The 20,051-nt window shown below is 41.0% G+C and carries 12 protein-coding genes, 1 tRNA gene and 3 rRNA genes; 4 read left to right on the top strand and 12 right to left on the bottom strand.

Features of this window, described 5'->3' with window-relative positions:
• Positions 1-12: 12 nt before the first annotated feature.
• From rrf to menB, 5 genes are all read right to left on the bottom strand, one after another.
• A 5S ribosomal RNA gene (gene rrf, locus C5L23_RS00445) occupies positions 13-129 on the bottom strand.
• Between the two features lie 76 nt (positions 130-205).
• A 23S ribosomal RNA gene (locus C5L23_RS00440) occupies positions 206-3,114 on the bottom strand.
• 201 nt (positions 3,115-3,315) lie between these two features.
• Positions 3,316-3,388: transfer RNA gene (locus C5L23_RS00435), tRNA-Ala, on the bottom strand.
• Between the two features lie 112 nt (positions 3,389-3,500).
• A 16S ribosomal RNA gene (locus C5L23_RS00430) occupies positions 3,501-5,067 on the bottom strand.
• The 16S, 23S and 5S rRNA genes sit together here with 1 tRNA gene alongside, the layout of an rRNA operon.
• A gap of 553 nt (positions 5,068-5,620) precedes the next feature.
• Positions 5,621-6,457 carry a 1,4-dihydroxy-2-naphthoyl-CoA synthase gene (gene menB, locus C5L23_RS00425; protein ID WP_010006879.1) on the bottom strand — a complete coding sequence of 279 codons (837 nt, stop codon included), beginning with the start codon at positions 6,455-6,457 and terminating at the stop codon, positions 5,621-5,623.
• A 32-nt stretch (positions 6,458-6,489) separates the two neighbouring features.
• On the opposite strand from menB, the gene C5L23_RS00420 reads away from it, so the two are divergent.
• The 3 genes from C5L23_RS00420 (at position 6,490) to C5L23_RS00410 (ending at position 8,975) form a co-directional block, all read left to right on the top strand.
• Positions 6,490-6,864: a PaaI family thioesterase gene (locus C5L23_RS00420; protein ID WP_010006877.1), complete on the top strand. Its 375-nt coding sequence runs from the start codon at positions 6,490-6,492 to the stop codon at positions 6,862-6,864.
• Positions 6,865-6,942: 78 nt separating this feature from the next.
• A complete protein-coding gene (locus C5L23_RS00415; RefSeq protein WP_133264134.1) occupies positions 6,943-8,262 on the top strand; it encodes a GHKL domain-containing protein in 1,320 nt (439 codons plus the stop codon).
• Complete coding sequence (locus C5L23_RS00410; RefSeq protein ID WP_010006874.1) at positions 8,259-8,975, top strand: LytR/AlgR family response regulator transcription factor; 717 nt, start codon at positions 8,259-8,261, stop codon at positions 8,973-8,975. Before C5L23_RS00415 ends, C5L23_RS00410 begins: the two co-directional genes overlap by 4 nt.
• 149 nt (positions 8,976-9,124) lie before the next feature.
• On the opposite strand, the gene C5L23_RS00405 is transcribed toward C5L23_RS00410, so the two are convergent.
• From C5L23_RS00405 to tyrS, 3 genes are all read right to left on the bottom strand, one after another.
• Entirely contained in the window at positions 9,125-10,531 is a 1,407-nt protein-coding gene (locus tag C5L23_RS00405) for an NAD-dependent succinate-semialdehyde dehydrogenase (RefSeq protein ID WP_133264133.1), read from the bottom strand.
• 215 nt (positions 10,532-10,746) lie between these two features.
• A complete protein-coding gene (locus tag C5L23_RS00400; protein WP_010006873.1) occupies positions 10,747-11,736 on the bottom strand; it encodes a D-2-hydroxyacid dehydrogenase in 990 nt (329 codons plus the stop codon).
• A 19-nt stretch (positions 11,737-11,755) separates the two neighbouring features.
• The gene (tyrS, locus tag C5L23_RS00395) at positions 11,756-13,009 is read right to left on the bottom strand and encodes a tyrosine--tRNA ligase (RefSeq protein ID WP_010006871.1); all 1,254 of its coding nucleotides are present in this window, start codon (positions 13,007-13,009) and stop codon (positions 11,756-11,758) included.
• Positions 13,010-13,447: 438 nt separating this feature from the next.
• On the opposite strand from tyrS, the gene C5L23_RS00390 reads away from it, so the two are divergent.
• Complete coding sequence (locus C5L23_RS00390; protein WP_010006869.1) at positions 13,448-13,702, top strand: PspC domain-containing protein; 255 nt, start codon at positions 13,448-13,450, stop codon at positions 13,700-13,702.
• Positions 13,703-13,774: 72 nt separating this feature from the next.
• On the opposite strand, the gene gyrA is transcribed toward C5L23_RS00390, so the two are convergent.
• From gyrA to yaaA, 4 genes are all read right to left on the bottom strand, one after another.
• The gene (gene gyrA, locus C5L23_RS00385) at positions 13,775-16,330 is read right to left on the bottom strand and encodes a DNA gyrase subunit A (RefSeq protein ID WP_010006868.1); all 2,556 of its coding nucleotides are present in this window, start codon (positions 16,328-16,330) and stop codon (positions 13,775-13,777) included.
• A 64-nt stretch (positions 16,331-16,394) separates the two neighbouring features.
• Entirely contained in the window at positions 16,395-18,401 is a 2,007-nt protein-coding gene (gene gyrB / locus C5L23_RS00380) for a DNA topoisomerase (ATP-hydrolyzing) subunit B (RefSeq protein WP_133264132.1), read from the bottom strand.
• A 47-nt stretch (positions 18,402-18,448) separates the two neighbouring features.
• The gene (gene recF / locus C5L23_RS00375) at positions 18,449-19,564 is read right to left on the bottom strand and encodes a DNA replication/repair protein RecF (protein WP_133264131.1); all 1,116 of its coding nucleotides are present in this window, start codon (positions 19,562-19,564) and stop codon (positions 18,449-18,451) included.
• Positions 19,546-19,965: a S4 domain-containing protein YaaA gene (gene yaaA / locus C5L23_RS00370; protein ID WP_133264130.1), complete on the bottom strand. Its 420-nt coding sequence runs from the start codon at positions 19,963-19,965 to the stop codon at positions 19,546-19,548. Before yaaA ends, recF begins: the two co-directional genes overlap by 19 nt.
• Between the last annotated feature and the right edge of the window lie 86 nt (positions 19,966-20,051).

Below are 20,051 nucleotides of genomic sequence, written 5' to 3'. Positions count from 1 at the left end.
TTGCTATGTACGGCATCGCATCGTCCTATCCTCGCAGGAAGCGATCCTCCAACTACTTTTGGCGCTATAGAGCTTAACTTCTGTGTTCGGAATGGGTACAGGTGTATCCTCTATGCTATCAATACGACACCTTGAGTGATCAACACTCAAAACTAAATAGTAACTTATTCTTTTCTCTTTCTTGAACCACTCATTGGACTTTGCTTTGGTTAAGTCCTCGACCTATTAGTACTAGTCCGCTTCACACTTCACAGCGCTGCCACTTCTAGCCTATCTACCTCATCTTCTCTAAGGGGTCTTACTTCTTTCGAATGGGAAATCTCATCTCGAGGCGAGTTTCACACTTAGATGCTTTCAGCGTTTATCTCATCCATACGTAGCTACCCAGCTATGCCCTTGGCAGAACAACTGGTACACCAGCGGTATGTCCATCCCGGTCCTCTCGTACTAAGGACAGCTCCTCTCAAATTTCCTGCGCCCGCGACGGATAGGGACCGAACTGTCTCACGACGTTCTGAACCCAGCTCGCGTACCGCTTTAATGGGCGAACAGCCCAACCCTTGGGACCGACTACAGCCCCAGGATGCGATGAGCCGACATCGAGGTGCCAAACCTCCCCGTCGATGTGGACTCTTGGGGGAGATGAGCCTGTTATCCCCAGGGTAGCTTTTATCCGTTGAGCGATGGCCCTTCCATGCGGAACCACCGGATCACTAAGTCCTACTTTCGTACCTGCTCGAGTTGTAGCTCTCGCAGTCAAGCTTGCTTGTGCCTTTACACGCTACGAATGATTTCCAACCATTCTGAGCAAACCTTTGAGCGCCTCCGTTACCTTTTAGGAGGCGACCGCCCCAGTCAAACTGCCCGCCAGACACTGTCTTCGACCACGATTAGTGGCCAGAGTTAGAGTGGTCATACAACGAGGGTAGTATCCCATCTTTTGACTCCACCGAAACTAGCGTTCCGGTTTCTACGTCTCCTACCTATTCTGTACAAGCAGCACAAACACTCAATATCAAGCTACAGTAAAGCTCCATGGGGTCTTTCCGTCCTGTCGCGGGTAACCCGCATCTTCACGGGTATTTAAATTTCACCGAGTCCCTCGTTGAGACAGTGCCCAGATCGTTACGCCTTTCGTGCGGGTCGGAACTTACCCGACAAGGAATTTCGCTACCTTAGGACCGTTATAGTTACGGCCGCCGTTTACTGGGGCTTCAATTCGCACCTTCGCCGAAGCTAAGCACTCCTTTTAACCTTCCAGCACCGGGCAGGCGTCAGCCCCTATACTTCATCTTACGATTTTGCAGAAACCTGTGTTTTTGATAAACAGTCGCCTGGGCCTATTCACTGCGGCTGACCGAAGTCAGCACCCCTTCTCCCGAAGTTACGGGGTCATTTTGCCGAGTTCCTTAACGAGGGTTCTCTCGCTCACCTTAGTATTCTCTACTCGACTACCTGTGTCGGTTTGCGGTACGGGCAACCTAATACTCCCTAGAAGCTTTTCTCGGCAGTGTGACATCACAGACTTCTCTACTTTATTTCGATCCGCATCATAGCTTGTCCTAACAGTCAAAAGCATTTCACTCTTCACTAGACTTACTATTTACACGCACTTTTCCAACCGTGCGCTTCTGTTAGCCTCCTGCGTCCCTCCATCGGTGATAACGCATTAGCATTGGTACAGGAATCTCAACCTGTTATCCATCGACTACGCCTCTCGGCCTCGCCTTAGGTCCCGACTAACCCTGGGTGGACGAGCCTTCCCCAGGAAACCTTAGTCATTCGGTGGACAGGATTCTCACCTGTCTTTCGCTACTCATACCGGCATTCTCACTTGTATACGCTCCAGCAGTCCTCACGGTCTACCTTCATTGCCTATACAACGCTCTCCTATCGCGTACTTTAAAGTACACCCGCAGTTTCGGTAATATGTTTAGCCCCGGTACATTTTCCGCGCAAAGGCACTCGACTAGTGAGCTATTACGCACTCTTTAAATGGTGGCTGCTTCTAAGCCAACATCCTAGTTGTCTATGCACTTTCACATCGTTTTCCACTTAACATATATTTAGGGACCTTAACTGGCGATCTGGGCTGTTCCCCTTTCGACGATGGATCTTATCACTCACCGTCTGACTCCCATACATACATATCTGGCATTCGGAGTTTATCAAACTTTGGTAACCCGAGATGGGCCCCTAGGCTTAACAGTGCTCTACCTCCAGTATGCTTATTATGAGGCTAGCCCTAAAGCTATTTCGGAGAGAACCAGCTATCTCCAGGTTCGTTTGGAATTTCACCGCTACCCACAGTTCATCCGAGCATTTTTTAACATGCACCGGTTCGGACCTCCAGTAAGTTTTACCTCACCTTCATCCTGACCATGGGTAGGTCACCTGGTTTCGGGTCTACAGCATCGTACTATTCGCGCTATTCACACTCGCTTTCGCTGCGGCTCCGGTCTTTCCACCTTAACCTCGCACGATACCGTAACTCGCCGGTTCATTCTACAAAAGGCACGCCATCACTCATTAACGAGCTCTGACTTCTTGTAGGCGTCATGGTTTCAGGAACTATTTCACTCCCCTTCCGGGGTGCTTTTCACCTTTCCCTCACGGTACTGGTTCACTATCGGTCACTAGGGAGTATTTAGCCTTGGGAGATGGTCCTCCCGGATTCCGACCGGATTTCACGTGTCCGGCCGTACTCAGGATCCTGTCTAGAGGTAATCATATTTCGGTTACGGGATTATCACCCTCTTTGATCAAGCTTCCCAACTTGTTCACCTATATCATTACTTGGTAACTCAACGACAGTCCTACAACCCCAACATGCAAGCATGCTGGTTTGGGCTCTTCCCACTTCGCTCGCCGCTACTATGGGAATCGATTTTTCTTTCTGCTCCTGCTGCTAATGAGATGTTTCAGTTCACAGCGTATTCCTCTAATACACTATGTATTCATGTATTAGTAACATCCTAAGATGTTAGGTTTCCCCATTCGGAAATCTCCGGATCATAGCGTACTTACCGCTCCCCGAAGCTTATCGTAGTTAGTCACGTCCTTCATCGGCTCCTAGTGCCAAGGCATCCACCATGCGCCCTTATTAACTTAACCGGATAACACCTCACAGTGCTATCGATCAGTTTATGAGTTGGTTGCTTTAACACAACCTGCGATTAAACCGTTCTTTATTAAAGAACTTGATGTTGTTTCTCGGTTCAATTTTTTTGATATCTTTCGATATCTTTCAAAAAAAGAATTTGTTACTATTCAGTTTTCAATGTTCATCACGCCAACATCTTACGACATCGGCTATGGAGAATAGCGGGATCGAACCGCTGACCCCCTGCTTGCAAAGCAGGTGCTCTCCCAGCTGAGCTAATTCCCCATAGGCATTCTTGACTATGATACCTATTTAAAAGTACCACACTCAAAACTAAACAAAACTTTTGATTACAAATTTGACATTTAAGTCAGCGTCGGTTTCCGTTTATCCTTAGAAAGGAGGTGATCCAGCCGCAGGTTCTCCTACGGCTACCTTGTTACGACTTCACCCTAATCATCTGTCCCACCTTAGACGGCTACCTCCCGAAGGTTAGCCCACCGGCTTTGGGTGTTACAAACTCTCATGGTGTGACGGGCGGTGTGTACAAGACCCGGGAACGTATTCACCGCGGCATGCTGATCCGCGATTACTAGCGATTCCGACTTCATGTAGTCGAGTTGCAGACTACAATCCGAACTGAGACGTACTTTAAGAGATTAGCTTACCGTCGCCGGTTCGCAACTCGTTGTATACGCCATTGTAGCACGTGTGTAGCCCAGGTCATAAGGGGCATGATGATCTGACGTCATCCCCGCCTTCCTCCGGTTTGTCACCGGCAGTCTGTCTAGAGTGCCCAACTAAATGCTGGCAACTAAACATAAGGGTTGCGCTCGTTGCGGGACTTAACCCAACATCTCACGACACGAGCTGACGACGACCATGCACCACCTGTCACTTTGTCTCCGAAGAGAACAATATTATCTCTAACATCTTCAAAGGATGTCAAGACCTGGTAAGGTTCTTCGCGTTGCTTCGAATTAAACCACATGCTCCACCGCTTGTGCGGGTCCCCGTCAATTCCTTTGAGTTTCAACCTTGCGGTCGTACTCCCCAGGCGGAGTGCTTAATGCGTTAGCTCCGGCACTAAGAGGCGGAAACCTCCTAACACCTAGCACTCATCGTTTACGGTGTGGACTACCAGGGTATCTAATCCTGTTTGCTACCCACACTTTCGAGCCTCAACGTCAGTTACAGTCCAGCAAGCCGCCTTCGCCACTGGTGTTCTTCCATATATCTACGCATTCCACCGCTACACATGGAGTTCCACTTGCCTCTACTGCACTCAAGTTCGCCAGTTTCCAAAGCCATTCCACAGTTGAGCTGTGGGCTTTCACTTCAGACTTAACGAACCGTCTGCGCTCGCTTTACGCCCAATAAATCCGGATAACGCTCGGGACATACGTATTACCGCGGCTGCTGGCACGTATTTAGCCGTCCCTTTCTGGTATGGTACCGTCACATTAACATCATTTCCTACATTAACTATTCTTCCCATACAACAGTGCTTTACGACCCGAAAGCCTTCATCACACACGCGGCGTTGCTCCATCAGGCTTGCGCCCATTGTGGAAGATTCCCTACTGCAGCCTCCCGTAGGAGTTTGGGCCGTGTCTCAGTCCCAATGTGGCCGATCAGTCTCTCAACTCGGCTATGCATCATCGTCTTGGTAAGCCTTTACCTCACCAACTAACTAATGCACCGCGGATCCATCTCTAAGTGAGGCCGAAGCCCCTTTTAAACACACTTCATGCGAAATGCGTTGTTATACGGTATTAGCATCTGTTTCCAAATGTTATCCCCTGCTTAGAGGCAGGTTGTCCACGTGTTACTCACCCGTTCGCCACTCTAGCCATATGCTTTACGTCTCACCGAAGTGATCAGGTCCGCGACTAGCGTTCGACTTGCATGTATTAGGCACGCCGCCAGCGTTCATCCTGAGCCAGGATCAAACTCTCATTTTAAAAGTTTGAAGATTGCTCTTCAATGTTAACTGACTTGCTATATTGCTATAGCGTATCCGTTTATTGTTTGTTACGAATTGACTTCGCAAATTGTTTCTTTACACTATTTCGTAAAATAGTGACCCGACACATTTGTTTATCAAAGTTTTGTTCAGTTTTCAATGTGCTACCTGACATCTTGCGATGTCGTTGTTTCCTTACGAAACAACTTTTATATCTTACCATCTAATCAAACGCTTGTCAACACCTTTTTGAAATGTTTTTGCATTTCTTGGTGCGCCCTAGTCGCTCAATCCGTTGGCCTGCTTGACGTTTCCGCCAAACAACATATATTACTATACCAACCCTGTGCGCTACCGTCAACACCTTTTTTCCCTTTTTTCGCCCTTTTTACCCCCTTTTCTTTTTTACTTGCGCCACACCCCTTTTATCGCTATTTCGTTCGGATATTATCCTTATATACTCCCATTACTATCGATTTCATTCGACTAAAAATCATGGTAATAAAAAACAGTGTCATTCGCTAATAGCAAATGACACTGTTTTTGTACGCTTAAGGGAATTTAGGGAATTGATCAAACTCTGGTGAACGCTTTTCTTTGAAGGCATCTCGTCCTTCTTTACCTTCATCTGTAGTGTAATAAAGCATTGTGGCATCCCCAGCAAATTGCTGTAGTCCTGCCAATCCGTCGGTGTCAGCATTCATAGCCGCTTTTATGAAGCGCAATGCCGTTGGTGACTTCATTAACATTTCATCAGCCCATTCTATCGTTGCTACTTCAACTTCAGATAATGGTACAACGCGATTAATCCAATTCATCGCATAGGCTTCTTGTGCACTATAGAAGTGATTTAAAAACCAAACTTCCTTAGCACGCTTATGACCAATGACTCTTGCCAAGTAACCTGAGCCATAACCAGCATCAAAACTACCTACCTTAGGACCTGTTTGACCAAACTTTGCATTGTCAGCTGCAATTGTTAAATCTGCGACTAATTGCAAAACATTGCCACCACCAACTGACCAACCTTTAACCATTGCAATAATCGGTTTTGGAATAATACGCATTAAACGCTGTAAATCTAACACATTAAGACGCGGAATACCATCATCACCGACATAACCACCATTACCGCGAACTTTTTGGTTGCCACCAGAAGAGAAAGCTTCATCACCAGCACCAGTTAAAATAATAACACCGATTTTAGCATTGTCACGTGCTATCGAAAATGCCTCAATCATTTCATTTACCATTCCTGGTGTGAATGCATTATGTGTTTTTGGATCATTCATCGTAATTTTAGCTATTTTGCCAGGATTTGCGCCATCAGCATTCACTTCAAATAAAATCTCGTGATACTGTTTTACCGGTGTCCAAGTTGTTGTCATGCTATACTCTCTTTCAAAGGGGATTAATACTTATGAATATTATAGAACTTTTAGGTATAAACACAAAACAACTCACTCAAAATCAAGTCATCATGACCCTAAATGTCACAGAAAGCATTCAACAGCCATACGGTATTGTACATGGTGGCATTAATGCTTTATTGGCGGAAACTGCTGCTTCAGTTGGGGCAAATGAGAATCTACAAACATCCGGTAGCGTAGCAGTTGGTATTGATATTATGACGCACCACTTAAAACCAGTGACATCGGGTTGTCTGATCGCTACAGCAAAACCTATATCCATTGGTCGCACAATTCAAGTATGGCAAGTCAATATTACTAACACTAATGAACAACTGACCAGTGTTAGTACAGTAACATTAAAGAACCAAGTCCTACCTAAGTAGTGCTGATTTAATCATTAATATATGTGGTATACTATTACTTTGAGATTGTGAATATTTTAATAAGTAAAGGTTACCTCTATGTTTTTATTTTTTCTGATATTAGTGAGTATCATTGTAACGATCATTGATGCGGTTACATCGCTATTATGGTTTATCACATTACTTGGTCAAAAATCATGGCCAAAAAAATTCTGGTTCATTGCGCTATCTAGTCTTATTGCCGTTCACTTTTTGAGCCCATTAATACCCGAAGGCTACTACACAACAGTAAATAGTTCATGCTATTTTATTATTTTGTTCGGCTTAGCTTGCTATTTTATGCGACATTTGCCAAAACGCATTATCGCACTCTTTAGTTTATTAGCTCACCTGATTGTATATTGGCCAAAGAATCTGTATACGACATTATTCCCATCCCCATCTATTTTATTAACCAACATTCTAGCATTGACAACGCTATCTATTTTATCTTTATTTCTGGTACTTGCTTTTAGAAAATACCATCTCCGTTGGTATTCCACAGACTACTTGTCTAAACATCAAACATTTACCATGGTATTACTATGTACCACAATCGGTATCAGAGTACTGAATGATATGATCGGTTATTGGTTTATTAATCATGTATTTATAGGTGCGATTTGGCTAGATATTTTTATCTTAATGCTTATATGTAGCCTTATCTGTGTTCCGATTATCTGCAATCAATTTTGGCGTTTAAAACTAGATTTACGTAATCATGAAGTCACCATTAAAGAAATCAATAACTATGCACAAGCCTTAGAACAGACCAACATCACACATCACTATTTTCAACATGACTATAAAAACATTCTAGCCAGCCTAGAATGTGCGATTGTTGCTCGGAACTTCGATGATGTTGAAAATATTTACTATACTTTGATTCAACCGACTAAGTCCTTGCTAAAATGCGCAACAATACAAAATCTCCATTTCATTGATTCGGCTAGCTTAAAAGGACTATTAGTTTTAAAACATCATCAAGCCACACAAAAGCGAATTAATTTTACCATCGAAATCACAGAACATATCAATTTTAAGCGATTCAATAATATTTTGGATATATACCGTCCGCTTGCTATTCTTATGGATAATGCCATTGAGGCAGCAACAGCCAGCAAAGATAAAACAGTGCATGTCATTTTTATCGAATACGAGCAACATATTGCAATCCAAGTCAAAAATACTTACCTAACCGCGCCTGATTTAATGCGCATGCATCAATCAGGTTTCTCAACCAAGACAGATCATCAGGGATTTGGTTTAGCCATATTACAGCAATTCATAGAGAAATATCCATTTATGGAGTTATCTAGCGAACTACATGCTACACCCAAGACCTTCCAGCAAAATTTTACTATCCAAAAAAACTTATGAATATCTATTTACTTGAAGACAATTTACAACAACAAAAACGCATCCAATACCTCATTGAACATACTGAGTACGCAGCACCATTGACACTCAATCGTTTTGATAATCCCTCGGCTTTATTAAAGGCGCTAAAAAATGAAGCCAAGCCTACTATTGTTCTGTTAGATTTAGAGATTAAAGATATTGTTCATGCTGGTTTATCCACGGCTAAAGCGATTCGTCAATATGATAGTCAATCCCAGATCATTATTGTCACCACACACCAAGAATTAGCCATTGAAACGTATCGCTATCAAATCGGGGTCCTTGACTTTATTGATAAATCAGGACCTGAAAGCAACTTTAAGCAACAGCTGAACGAAGCCATCAGTGTTGCACTCAATCATCTTGAATTAATGTCACAACGTGAACCAGTTTGGTTACATTTAACACAACATCCACATCTCAAATTCGACCTCAACGACATCCTATACATTGCCAGCATCCCCAATTCACATAATATTGAAATACACACCACAACACGTATTTATCAATTGCGTGCTAATTTGAAAGACTGCTGCCAATTACACGATGATTTATTACGTGTCCACGCTGGCTATATCATTAATAAGTACCATGCTCACTATTACAATACACAAAATAAAACAATGTTGATGTCCAATCAAGATGAGGTACCAGTATCCAGACGTTATACAAAAATGGCTAAAAGTATTTAGTGTGATGCACCGTCACTTCGTATACTAAGACAGTACGAATTAAGGAGGCAACGCATGCACTATTTCGCTATTATTCTAGGACAGATAAAGCATATTTTTATGTTTTAAAAAAGCTTAACGTTATCGTTAAGCTTTTTTGATGCCATATTTTAAACAAAACCACCCGTAGCGTGATTTAGGTCAATAGGCTGCTTTTTTGTAACAATGAGCTGCTTGTTAACGAAAGTATCAATACCATAGTGGCTTAACTCTCGACCATATCCAGAATTCTTAACACCACCAAATGGTAATTCAGGTAAAGTGCCACCAAAACTATTCACGAAGACGCCGCCGGTTTCAATTCGGGCAGCAACTTCTGCACCATGTTCGGGATCGCCCGCAAAGAGCACGCCACTCAAGCCATAATGCGAATCATTTGCAAGTGCAACAGCTTCATCTTCATTCTTTACTTTGTAAATTTGACCAACTGGGCCAAAGAACTCTTGATAATAAGCAGGATTATCTTTGGTAATATTTGTCAAAATAACTGGCTCGAACATAGCCGCTGGCTGATTTTGTTCTAAGCTACCAAATGCAAGCGTTGCGCCAGCTTCAACAGCCGCACGCACTTGCTTTGTCAAATTTTCTTTGGCACGCTTAGTGCTTAATGGCGCTAATGTCGTTTTTCCAGACATTGGATCTCCCAATTTCACTTCACTAAACGCTTCCTTTAGCATCGCTACTAGTTTATCGTAATTTTTTTCAGTAACAATAAAACGTTTTGATGATGTACATACTTGGCCAGCGTTGTACAACCGCGCACCAGCAATGATTTTCTTGATTTCTGATAAATCAGCATCATCTAGGATAATAAATGGATCACTACCACCAAGCTCTAGTGAACTCTGCTTCATATTTTTACCCGCTTCAGCAGCAATCAATTGACCCGCACGCTCTGAACCAGTTAACGCAACACCTTGTACACGATCATCTGCAATAATACGATTAACTTGATCGTAATCAACAAATAAATTCGTTAAACTACCGTCGGGTGCCCCCGCTTCTTTTACAACTTTTTCAAAGGCAACGGCAGAGCTTGGTGTATTACTAGCATGCTTCAACAGCATTGGGTTTCCTGCCATATAGTTTGGTGCAAATACACGCATAATTTGATAATAAGGGAAGTTCCAAGGTTCAACCATCAACAAAACACCTGTTGGTCGAGAAATTACCTGTGCCTCACCCATTTCTGATTGAATTGGTTCTGGCTTTAAAAAGTCAGCTGCATGATCAGCATAGTAACGCGCAATTGCTACACATAATGCAACCTCACCTTGTGCCTCAACGAAACGCTTTCCCATATCTACAGTTAATACTTTTGCCAATTCATCAGCACGTGCTTCAAAAATATCAGCAAGCTTATAGAGTAACCCTGCTCGACTTTCAACAGGATCATCACGCCAGCTTTTGTAGAGTTGATGTCCCTTTTCAATCGCCTCTTCAACATACGCATCGTCATGATTGTCGTAGGTTTTGATTATTTCATCTGTATAAGGATTAATTGTTTGATAAGCCATCTTGTTACTTCCTCTCTATGTGTAGCGATTTGTTTTGTAAGCGCTACCTAATTTATAATCTGCCCATAGTATAGTCCTCTTTGTTTTAGAAAAAAACATCGTGAATTTTGCAACTTGTGAAATATAAGCATTGTTGGGATAATGTTTTTCACAATCTTATCACTTGATATATTTTACACAATAATAAAAAGCCACACTCATTGTGTAGCTTTTTATTATCGTAATATTTCATTTTCAGTAAATCCACCTGTGGTGAGCTGAATCGCATCATTTAATGCAATTTCCACCATATTTTTGATTGCTAGATTTGTATAAAATGCAATGTGTGGTGTGAGATAAAAATTGTCATACTGCATGAGACGTTGAATATTATCTGGTACATCTTCAGGCGCTTGAATACGATTCATAAAATCATTTTCATTTGGCGCAACGTCAAACGCTGCTGCACTAATATGCCCAGTTGCGAGTGCTTCTTCTAAAACAGCCATATCCACAATTTCGCCACGTGCCATATTTAAGAGCATTGTACCGGGCTTTAATTGCTTAAAGAAATGACTATCTGCCATGTTCCGAGTATCATCATTTAACGGCGTATGAAATGACACAACATCCGCTTGTGCTAATGCCTCATCCAAAGTAGTGTACGTTACAAACGGCTCATTTTGTGCATGATAAACTGGATCAACACCTAGAACCGTGGCACCTAGGGCATGAAGCATCTGAGCAAATGACGTACCAATGCGTCCAACACCGATAATAGCTACTGTTAGTTGATGAATTTCACGTGCTTGTCCACCCGCTGCCCAAGTCCAATCACCCTTTACCGTTGCACGGTCAAAAGCTTTCTGATGACGCATCATGTTGAACAATTGTGTTAATGTAAACTCTGCTATTGCACGAGGGGAGTAAGCAGCCACATTAGACAAGCGTATATGTGATGCAAAGGCACTTGGTAAATCTAAAACATCATAGCCAACTTGGCGCAAACTGACTTGCTTGATACCTAGTTCATACAATGTTTGGTAAACAATTGGTTTGATAGCAATCGTCTGTTGTGTCACAATCGCGTCAAATCCTTTAGCTAATTGAACTGTATTCTCTGATAATGGCTCCTCAATATTTACAATCTGATGACCAGTTTTTTCTGACCAAGCTTGCGCATAAGGTAACTCATCAGCAACCGTTGCATACATTAAAATTTTCATCATCTCACACTCCTATTGTTTATTTAACAATACCTAGGAAATACTTTTTCTTACCACGTCGAACTAAGACATACTGTCCTTCATAATGTGATTGTGGGTCAACTTCAAAAGCTACGTCCGTTACTTTTTCACCATTAATTGTAATTGCCCCATTTTGAACATCTTCACGTGCTTGACGCTTTGATTTTTCCACGCCACCATCAACTAAGAAATCTACAATATTCTTTGCATGGGATTCTGCTTCAAAACTTGGCACACCAGAAAATACGGATTGAATTTGTTTAACACTTAAATCACTGATATTACCACTAAATAGCGCTTGTGATAATTGCTCTGCTTCATCTACAGCAGCTTGTCCATGAACAAATTTTGTTACTTCTTGTGCCAAACGTCGTTGTGCTAGACGTTGTCCAGGATTATCTTTAACTTCTACCTCAAGCTCGTTAATTTCATCAACAGTCAAGAAAGTAAAGAACTTCAAATACTTAACCACATCACGATCATCTTGATTCAACCAGAATTGATAGAATGTGTAAGGTGATGTCTTTTCCGCATCTAACCAAATGGCATTGCCTTCTGACTTGCCAAACTTCGTCCCATCTGAATTCAACATTAATGGAATTGTAACACCGAATGCTGGTGCATCATTACCTTCAAGTGTATGAATCAAATCAATACCTGACGTAATATTGCCCCACTGATCTGATCCACCAATTTGCAGACGTACATTTTCACGGCGCCATAATTCATGAAAATCAATACCTTGTAGTATTTGATATGTGAATTCAGTAAATGAAATACCTGCATCTAGACGAGAAGCCACAACATCCTTTTTAATCATAACGTTAACAGAGAATAACTTACCATAATCACGTAAAAATTCTTGTAATGTTAATTGTCCCAGCCAGTCATTGTTATTAACGATAGAAAAATCATCATCATGTCCAAATAACTTCTGAAATTGCTTTTTTTGCGCTTCAACATTGTCATTAATTTGTTCAAGAGACAATAAAGTGCGTTCATTCTTTTTACCAGAAGGATCACCAATAGCTCCCGTACCGCCACCAGCAATGATCACAGCTTTATGTCCAGCTAATTGGAATCGCTTTAAAACCATCAAAGGAATTAAGTTACCAATATGAATCGAACTAGCTGTTGGATCAACACCAACATAAGCGCCAATCTGCCCATCCTGCATTGCCTTTCGTAATCCCGCTGCGTCTGTTACCTGTTTGAGTGAACCACGCCACTCCAAATCTTCCAAAAAATCCATCATTCTTCCTTCCTACGAAAAAATCGCCCAAATCGAATAACTACGATTAGGACGATTAATACCGTGGTACCACCTAAATTGCTGCGTCATACGGCACAGCCACTCTAAATTATTTAAAATTTTATATCAATACATGACTTGTGTAATTCATAACTGTTGCTAGTTTAGCTCTCATTCCCGCTAACTTTCTGGACAAACACAACAATTACTACTTTCAAGTTAATTTTTAGTTTACGGTAATTATCAAATTCCGTCAAGCACCTAGGATAATAAGTAATGATTCATTTTAGTTATTACTCAATATATTTTTTCACGTGAAACATATACAATCGCTTGATGTCGTGCGTGAAAATACCAATCTTAGCTTGAAAACGATATAATAGAATCAATAAATAATATAACAATTAACTATATGGATTGACTGAAAAGAGGTAGCTCATGAGTCATAAGAAAAGATTAACACGTTCGCGTTCAAATCGTATTCTCGGTGGTGTCCTTGGTGGTATTGCTGAATATTTCGGATGGAACGCAACAGCAACACGTTTGATATTCGTATTACTATCATTTTTCCCCTTCTTACCAGGTATCCTTGTCTATATTGTGGCTTGGGTAATTATCCCAGCTGAACCTTACCAAGACTTTCGTTCTGGTAACCGCAAAGATGTAACACCGGATGAACACGATAGGCCTTAATTCGATGCGCTCTGGTAAGTAGCCACAACACATCTGTTATAAATAAAAAAGCCAGATTAATATCTGGCTTTTTTATTCTTCAGAATGTGTTGATTGTTGATCATCTTGAGCACGTGATAATAATTCTGACGCTTGCTCTGATTGCGTCTCATCAACTGCCTTTGCCTGACTATCTGTTCCTTCTGTATCTAAGGTCTCAGGATCAACCTTAGCCAAGGTTGCCACTTTCGTTTCTTTTTCCAAACGAATCAGACGAACACCCAAAGTAGCTCGACCAGTTTGACTGACAGAATCAGCCGTAAAGCGAATCATCACACCTTGATTGGTTGTCAACATAATGTCTTCATCGCCATCAACAATGGTCATACCAACAAGTGAACCGTTTTTGGCTGTAATATTAGCTGTTTTAATACCTTTACCACCACGACCCTTAATAGGATACTCAGTAGCTGCAGTCTGCTTTCCATAACCATTTTCGGTAATAACAAGTACATTCGCTTTGGGATTTAAAATATCTGCACCAATGACGATATCATCATCGCGCAATCTAATACCACGAACACCTGCTGCAGATCTCCCCATAACACGAACATCTGACTCAGAAAAACTAACAGAATAACCATCATGCGTTGCGATGATAATGTTTTGTTCACCATTCGTAATCATCACATTAAGCACTTCGTCGTCATCATGTAAAGTCAACGCTTTTAGACCATTCGTTCTAATATTTGAAAAGTCTTTCACAGCTGTTCGCTTAACAACACCTAGTTGTGTCACGAAGAAGAGATAACTCTCACTTGCGGCCGTTTGATCACTGACGCTGATGAGGGTTTGAATCTTTTCGTCATTGTCAAAATTCAACAAGTTAACAACTGGAATGCCCTTAGCATGTCGGCCGTACTCAGGAATTTCATACCCCTTCATCCGATAAACTTTACCCTTATTAGTAAAGAATAACAAAGCATTGTGTGTTGAAGTTGATACCATTTGTTCAATGACGTCATCATCATGAACATTCATTCCTTGAACACCACGACCACCACGATTTTGTGCTTTGAATTCAGCGGTTGGTACACGTTTAATGTAGCCATTAGAAGTTAGGGTAACGATAACGTCTTCTTCTTCAATGAGATCTTCATCTTCGATGTTGGTAACGTCACCAACTTGTAATTCAGTCCGACGTTCATCCCCAAATTTTTGTTGAATATCTAATAATTCATTATAGATAATTTTATCAACACGTGCTGAGTGTGCCAAAATATCTTTCAAATCAGTAATTAATGCCTCTAATTTGCGATATTCATCTTCAATTTTATCGCGTTCCAGTCCTGTCAAACGAACAAGTCGCATGTCCAAAATTGCTTGAGCTTGTTTATCTGATAATGAATAACTCTCAATTAATCGACCTTTGGCTTCATCAGAGGTTTTACTTGAGCGAATAATGCTAATAATCGCATCAATATGATCTAACGCAATTCGCAAGCCTTCTAGAATATGCGCACGTGCTTGCGCTTTCTTCAAATCAAAAGCAGTTCTGCGTCGAATAACCTCACGCTGATGTTCCAGATAAGCAACCAGAATTTCTTTTAAATTCAACGTCTTTGGCTTACCATGATCGATAGCTAACATGTTAAAACTAAAGCTCGTTTGCAATAACGTTTGCTTATATAAATTATTTAAAATAACACTTGCCGACGCATCACGACGCACATCAATCGAGACACGTAAGCCTTCACGATCAGATTCATCACGAATACCCGTAATCCCTTCAATACGCTTATCGCGCACTAATTCAGATACACGCTCAATTAAACGCGCCTTGTTGACCATATATGGTAGTTCTGTCACGATAATTTGTTCGCGTCCAGATTTTGTCTGTTCAATATCAACTTTAGCACGAACAGTAACTGTTCCACGACCTGTTTCATAGGCACGACGAATACCAGACTTTCCCATAACAATAGCCCCAGTTGGAAAATCAGGTCCAGGTAATGCCGTCATCAATTCAGATGTTGTCACATCAGGATTGTCCATCAACATGTGTAATGCTGAAATGACTTCACCCAAATTATGTGTTGGAATACTTGTTGCCATTCCAACCGCAATTCCTGATGCACCATTAACTAGTAAGTTTGGGAAACGTGCTGGTAATACTTCTGGCTCTCGTTCTTCACCATCGTAGTTTGGTACAAAATTAACCGTATCTTTATTTAAATCACGAATCATTTCCATCGCAATTTTAGATAATCGTGCTTCAGTATAACGCATTGCAGCAGGAGAATCGCCATCAACAGAACCAAAGTTACCGTGACCATCAATCAACATATGGCGATAAGAAAAATCTTGGGCCATGCGTACCATTGATTCATAAATCGCTGAATCACCGTGCGGATGATATTTACCCATAACATCCCCGACAATACGTGCTGATTTTTTATGTGGCTTATCTGGTGTATTTCCTTGTTCAATCATAGAATACAAAATACGTCGGTGGACCGGCTTCATACCATCACGTACGTCTGGTAAAGCACGTGCCACAATAACGGACATTGCATATGACAGAAAGGATGTTTTCATTTGTTCTGACAAATTGGCATTTTTAATGCGCATGTCATTTCGTTCTGACATAATTTTTACTCCTCATAAATGGTCAACGAACCATTTCACTGAATCGTTTGAATAAGTTGAATCATTAAATATCCAAGTTCTCTACAAAAACAGCATTTTCTTCAATAAATTCACGTCGTGGCGCAACTTCGTTACCCATTAACATATCAATCACACTGTCAGCTGCTTCAGCATCGGTTGGATCAACGCGTAGCAAGCGCCGATTTTGTGGATCCATTGTCGTATCAGCTAGCTGATCGTAATCCATTTCTCCAAGTCCCTTATAACGCTGTACTTTAGGTTTGATGTGTGATGGTAACTGAGTAAGAAACTCATCCAGTTCTTCATCAGAATCAATATAGTGCATTTCTTTATTGTTACCTAAGGAGACACCATACAAAGGCGGCTGGGCAATATAAATATACCCCGCATCCACCAATGGTCTCATATATCGGTAAAATAGCGTCAACAATAACGTTCTAATATGGGCACCATCAACATCCGCATCAGTCATGATGATGACTTTATGATAATGTGCCTTTTCAACGTCAAAGTCCTTGCCAAAACCAGTTCCCATGGCTGTAAACAATGAACGAATTTCTTCGTTAGCTAACACTTTATCCAGTGTTGCTTTACCAACGTTTAAAATCTTACCACGAATTGGCAAAATAGCCTGTGTGACCCGATTTCTACCTTGTTTAGCAGAACCACCGGCAGAGTCACCCTCGACGATAAATAGTTCTGACAAACTTGGATCATTAGAGATGTTATCTGCTAATTTCCCTGGTAAATTACCAATTTCAAGTCCTGATTGTTTACGCGTCATTTCTCGTGCCCGCTTAGCAGCTAAACGTGCGCGTTGCGCTAAAATACCTTTTTCAACAATTTGACGAGCAACAGCAGGATTTTCCATCATGAAACGACTGAATGTTTCACTAAACATGCGATCTGTTGCTTGTCTGGCATCAGAATTGCCTAATTTAGTCTTCGTTTGTCCTTCAAACTGTGGATCTGGATGTTTGATTGAGACAATGGCCGTCATCCCCTCACGCACATCTTCTCCACTTAATGATTCCGCACTTTCCTTCAATTGCCCATTCTTACGCGCATAATCATTAATTACTCGCGTCAAGGCTGTCTTGAATCCAGTTTCATGTGTCCCACCTTCGTAGGTATTAATATTATTTGTAAAAGTACGTAAATTATCACGAACTTCTGTTGTATATTGCAAAGCAACTTCAACAACAATCCCTTTTTCTTCACCTTCCACATAGACAGGTTCTGGGAAAATAACGCTTTTATCTTTATTGAGGTACTCAACGTATTCTTTAATACCACCTTCAAAGTGGAACGATTCCTTAACGGCATCTGTTGGCCGCTTATCTTGAACCGAAATACGTAATCCCTTATTTAAGAAGGCCAATTCACGCACACGTGTCAATAAAGTATTGTAGTTGTAGGTAATGGTTTCACGGAAAATATCTGTATCTGGTTTAAAGTGAACAATTGTGCCACGTTCAATAGTAGGTGCTTCATCCAAAATAGTCATTGGCGTGTTAACCCGACCAGTTTTGAAGTCCATGTAATAAACTTTACCCTCACGGACCACTTTAACATCTAATTCAGTTGACAGAGCGTTAACTACGGATGCACCAACACCATGTAGTCCACCAGAAACCTTATATCCGCCACCGCCAAATTTTCCGCCGGCGTGCAAAATAGTAAAGACTGTTTCTAACGCTGGTTTGCCAGTTTTGGTTTGAATATCTACCGGAATCCCTCGACCATCATCTGTTACAGTAATTGAATTATCTGCTTCAATTGTTACAGTAATGTGCTGTGCAAATCCAGCTAAAGCTTCATCAATACCATTATCAACAATTTCCCAAACTAAATGATGTAGTCCTTGAGAAGTCGTTGTCCCGATATACATTCCAGGTCGCTTACGCACCGCTTCCAAGCCCTCTAGTACTTGGATTTGATCAGCATTATATTCAGCTGCTTGCGCTTTCACTGTACTAGCATGCTGTATTTCTTCATCATCTGTGATGATTTCGCTATTTTCAAATTCGTTCAATTGATCTTCTGACATATATTTTTCTCCAGAGAATTGATCTACATTGGTAATCATTATGTATGCTATTCAACAGTTATTTGACCTTGTTTCACGTGAAACACTTTTGGGGCATGAATTAACTGTTTTGCCACATCGCTAAGACTTGGCGCTGTAATAAAGGTCTGTACTTTATCTTGGATGGCCAACAATAGATGCGTTTGACGGCTTGCGTCCAACTCACTCAACACATCATCCAATAGCAAAACAGGGTATTCCCCTGTTTCTTGTTGCATCAGATGAATCTCTGCTAATTTAACAGATAAGGCTGCTGTTCGTTGTTGTCCTTGGGAACCAAATGTCGCAACATCTTTACCATTAACCCAAAATTGGACATCATCTCGATGCGGGCCAAGTGCTGTTGACCCCTGACTTTTCTCACGTTGATACTGTTGCCTTAAACTTTCTAAAAATTGGCTTTTTATCTGATCAATATTAGTATTTTCAGATAAATCAACAGAACTTTGATACTTTAAAGTTAATTTTTCTTGTTGATTTGAAATTTCGGTATGAATAGGTTGTGCTGCTAGTTCTAAATTCTTCAAAAATGCCTGACGCGCCAAAATAACTTGTGAGCCTGTATCAACCAATTGCTCAGTTAAGACATCTAAAAACACCGTATCTTTTGTTTGACCTAATTGCAACCGTTTTAGATAAGCATTACGATTTTTTAAAATTTTCTTATATTGCGCAGAATGATACAAATACAGCGGATTCATTTGCCCAAATTCCATATCAATGAAGCGCCGACGAATTGTAGGCGCACCCTTAACTAATTCTAAATCTTCTGGCGCAAACAAAATGACATTGAGTTGTCCAACATACTGAGAAAGTTTTGATTGTTCTAGATGATTAACACGTGCCTTTTTTCCCTTATTAGAAAAGTTCAAAGATAACGGTAAATCGCCCGTTCGCCGATGAACACGGCCTGAAATAGTGGTTTCTTTTTGCTGCCACTGTATTAAATCTTTATCGTTACTCGTTCTATGTGAACGTGCTAACGCAAGCACATAGATACTCTCTAACAGATTAGTTTTACCTTGTGCGTTTTCACCCAAAAAAACATTGACCCCAGAACTAAAAGTTAGGGATAAATCATGATAATTACGATAATTTTGAAGACTCAGCGATGTGAGTTCCATGAACTTGGACCTTTTGATCGCCGTATTTTCTCAAATCGTGCTTCTTTTCTTGCTTTTGCCGCCGCTGCTTTTTGAGACTTAATGCGATCATCTCGAATTGTTCGCTTAGCCGCTAAAGCACGTGCTGCCTTTTTTTCTTGCATGATGGGTATTAATTCAGCTGCATTGTCTGCTTGTTTAATCGTATATTCCTGATGATTAATACTAACAAGGTCACCTGCATAAAGTTTCTTACCGCGTCGATTCTCAGGTTCACCATTTAAAAACACTTTGTTATCATCGTCACCCAAAAAATACTTGGCTTGTCCACCACTTGAGATAATGTTCTCTTCTTTCAACAATTGTGTCAAAGTGATGTATTCAGTTGTAATATGTACATCGCTCACTAATTTATTGCGCACCTTTTCATCATAGTTATATAAGTATTATACCGTTTTTTAAACTTAAAAACAAAAAAATACGGTCTAAAATCTAATTTAAGCAATTT

The organism is Leuconostoc fallax (genome assembly GCF_004354645.1).
GTDB classification, from domain to species: Bacteria; Bacillota; Bacilli; order Lactobacillales; family Lactobacillaceae; genus Leuconostoc_B; species Leuconostoc_B fallax.
Note: the sequence above shows the minus strand (reverse complement) of the source record. Positions and strands in the feature narration are given on the sequence as shown.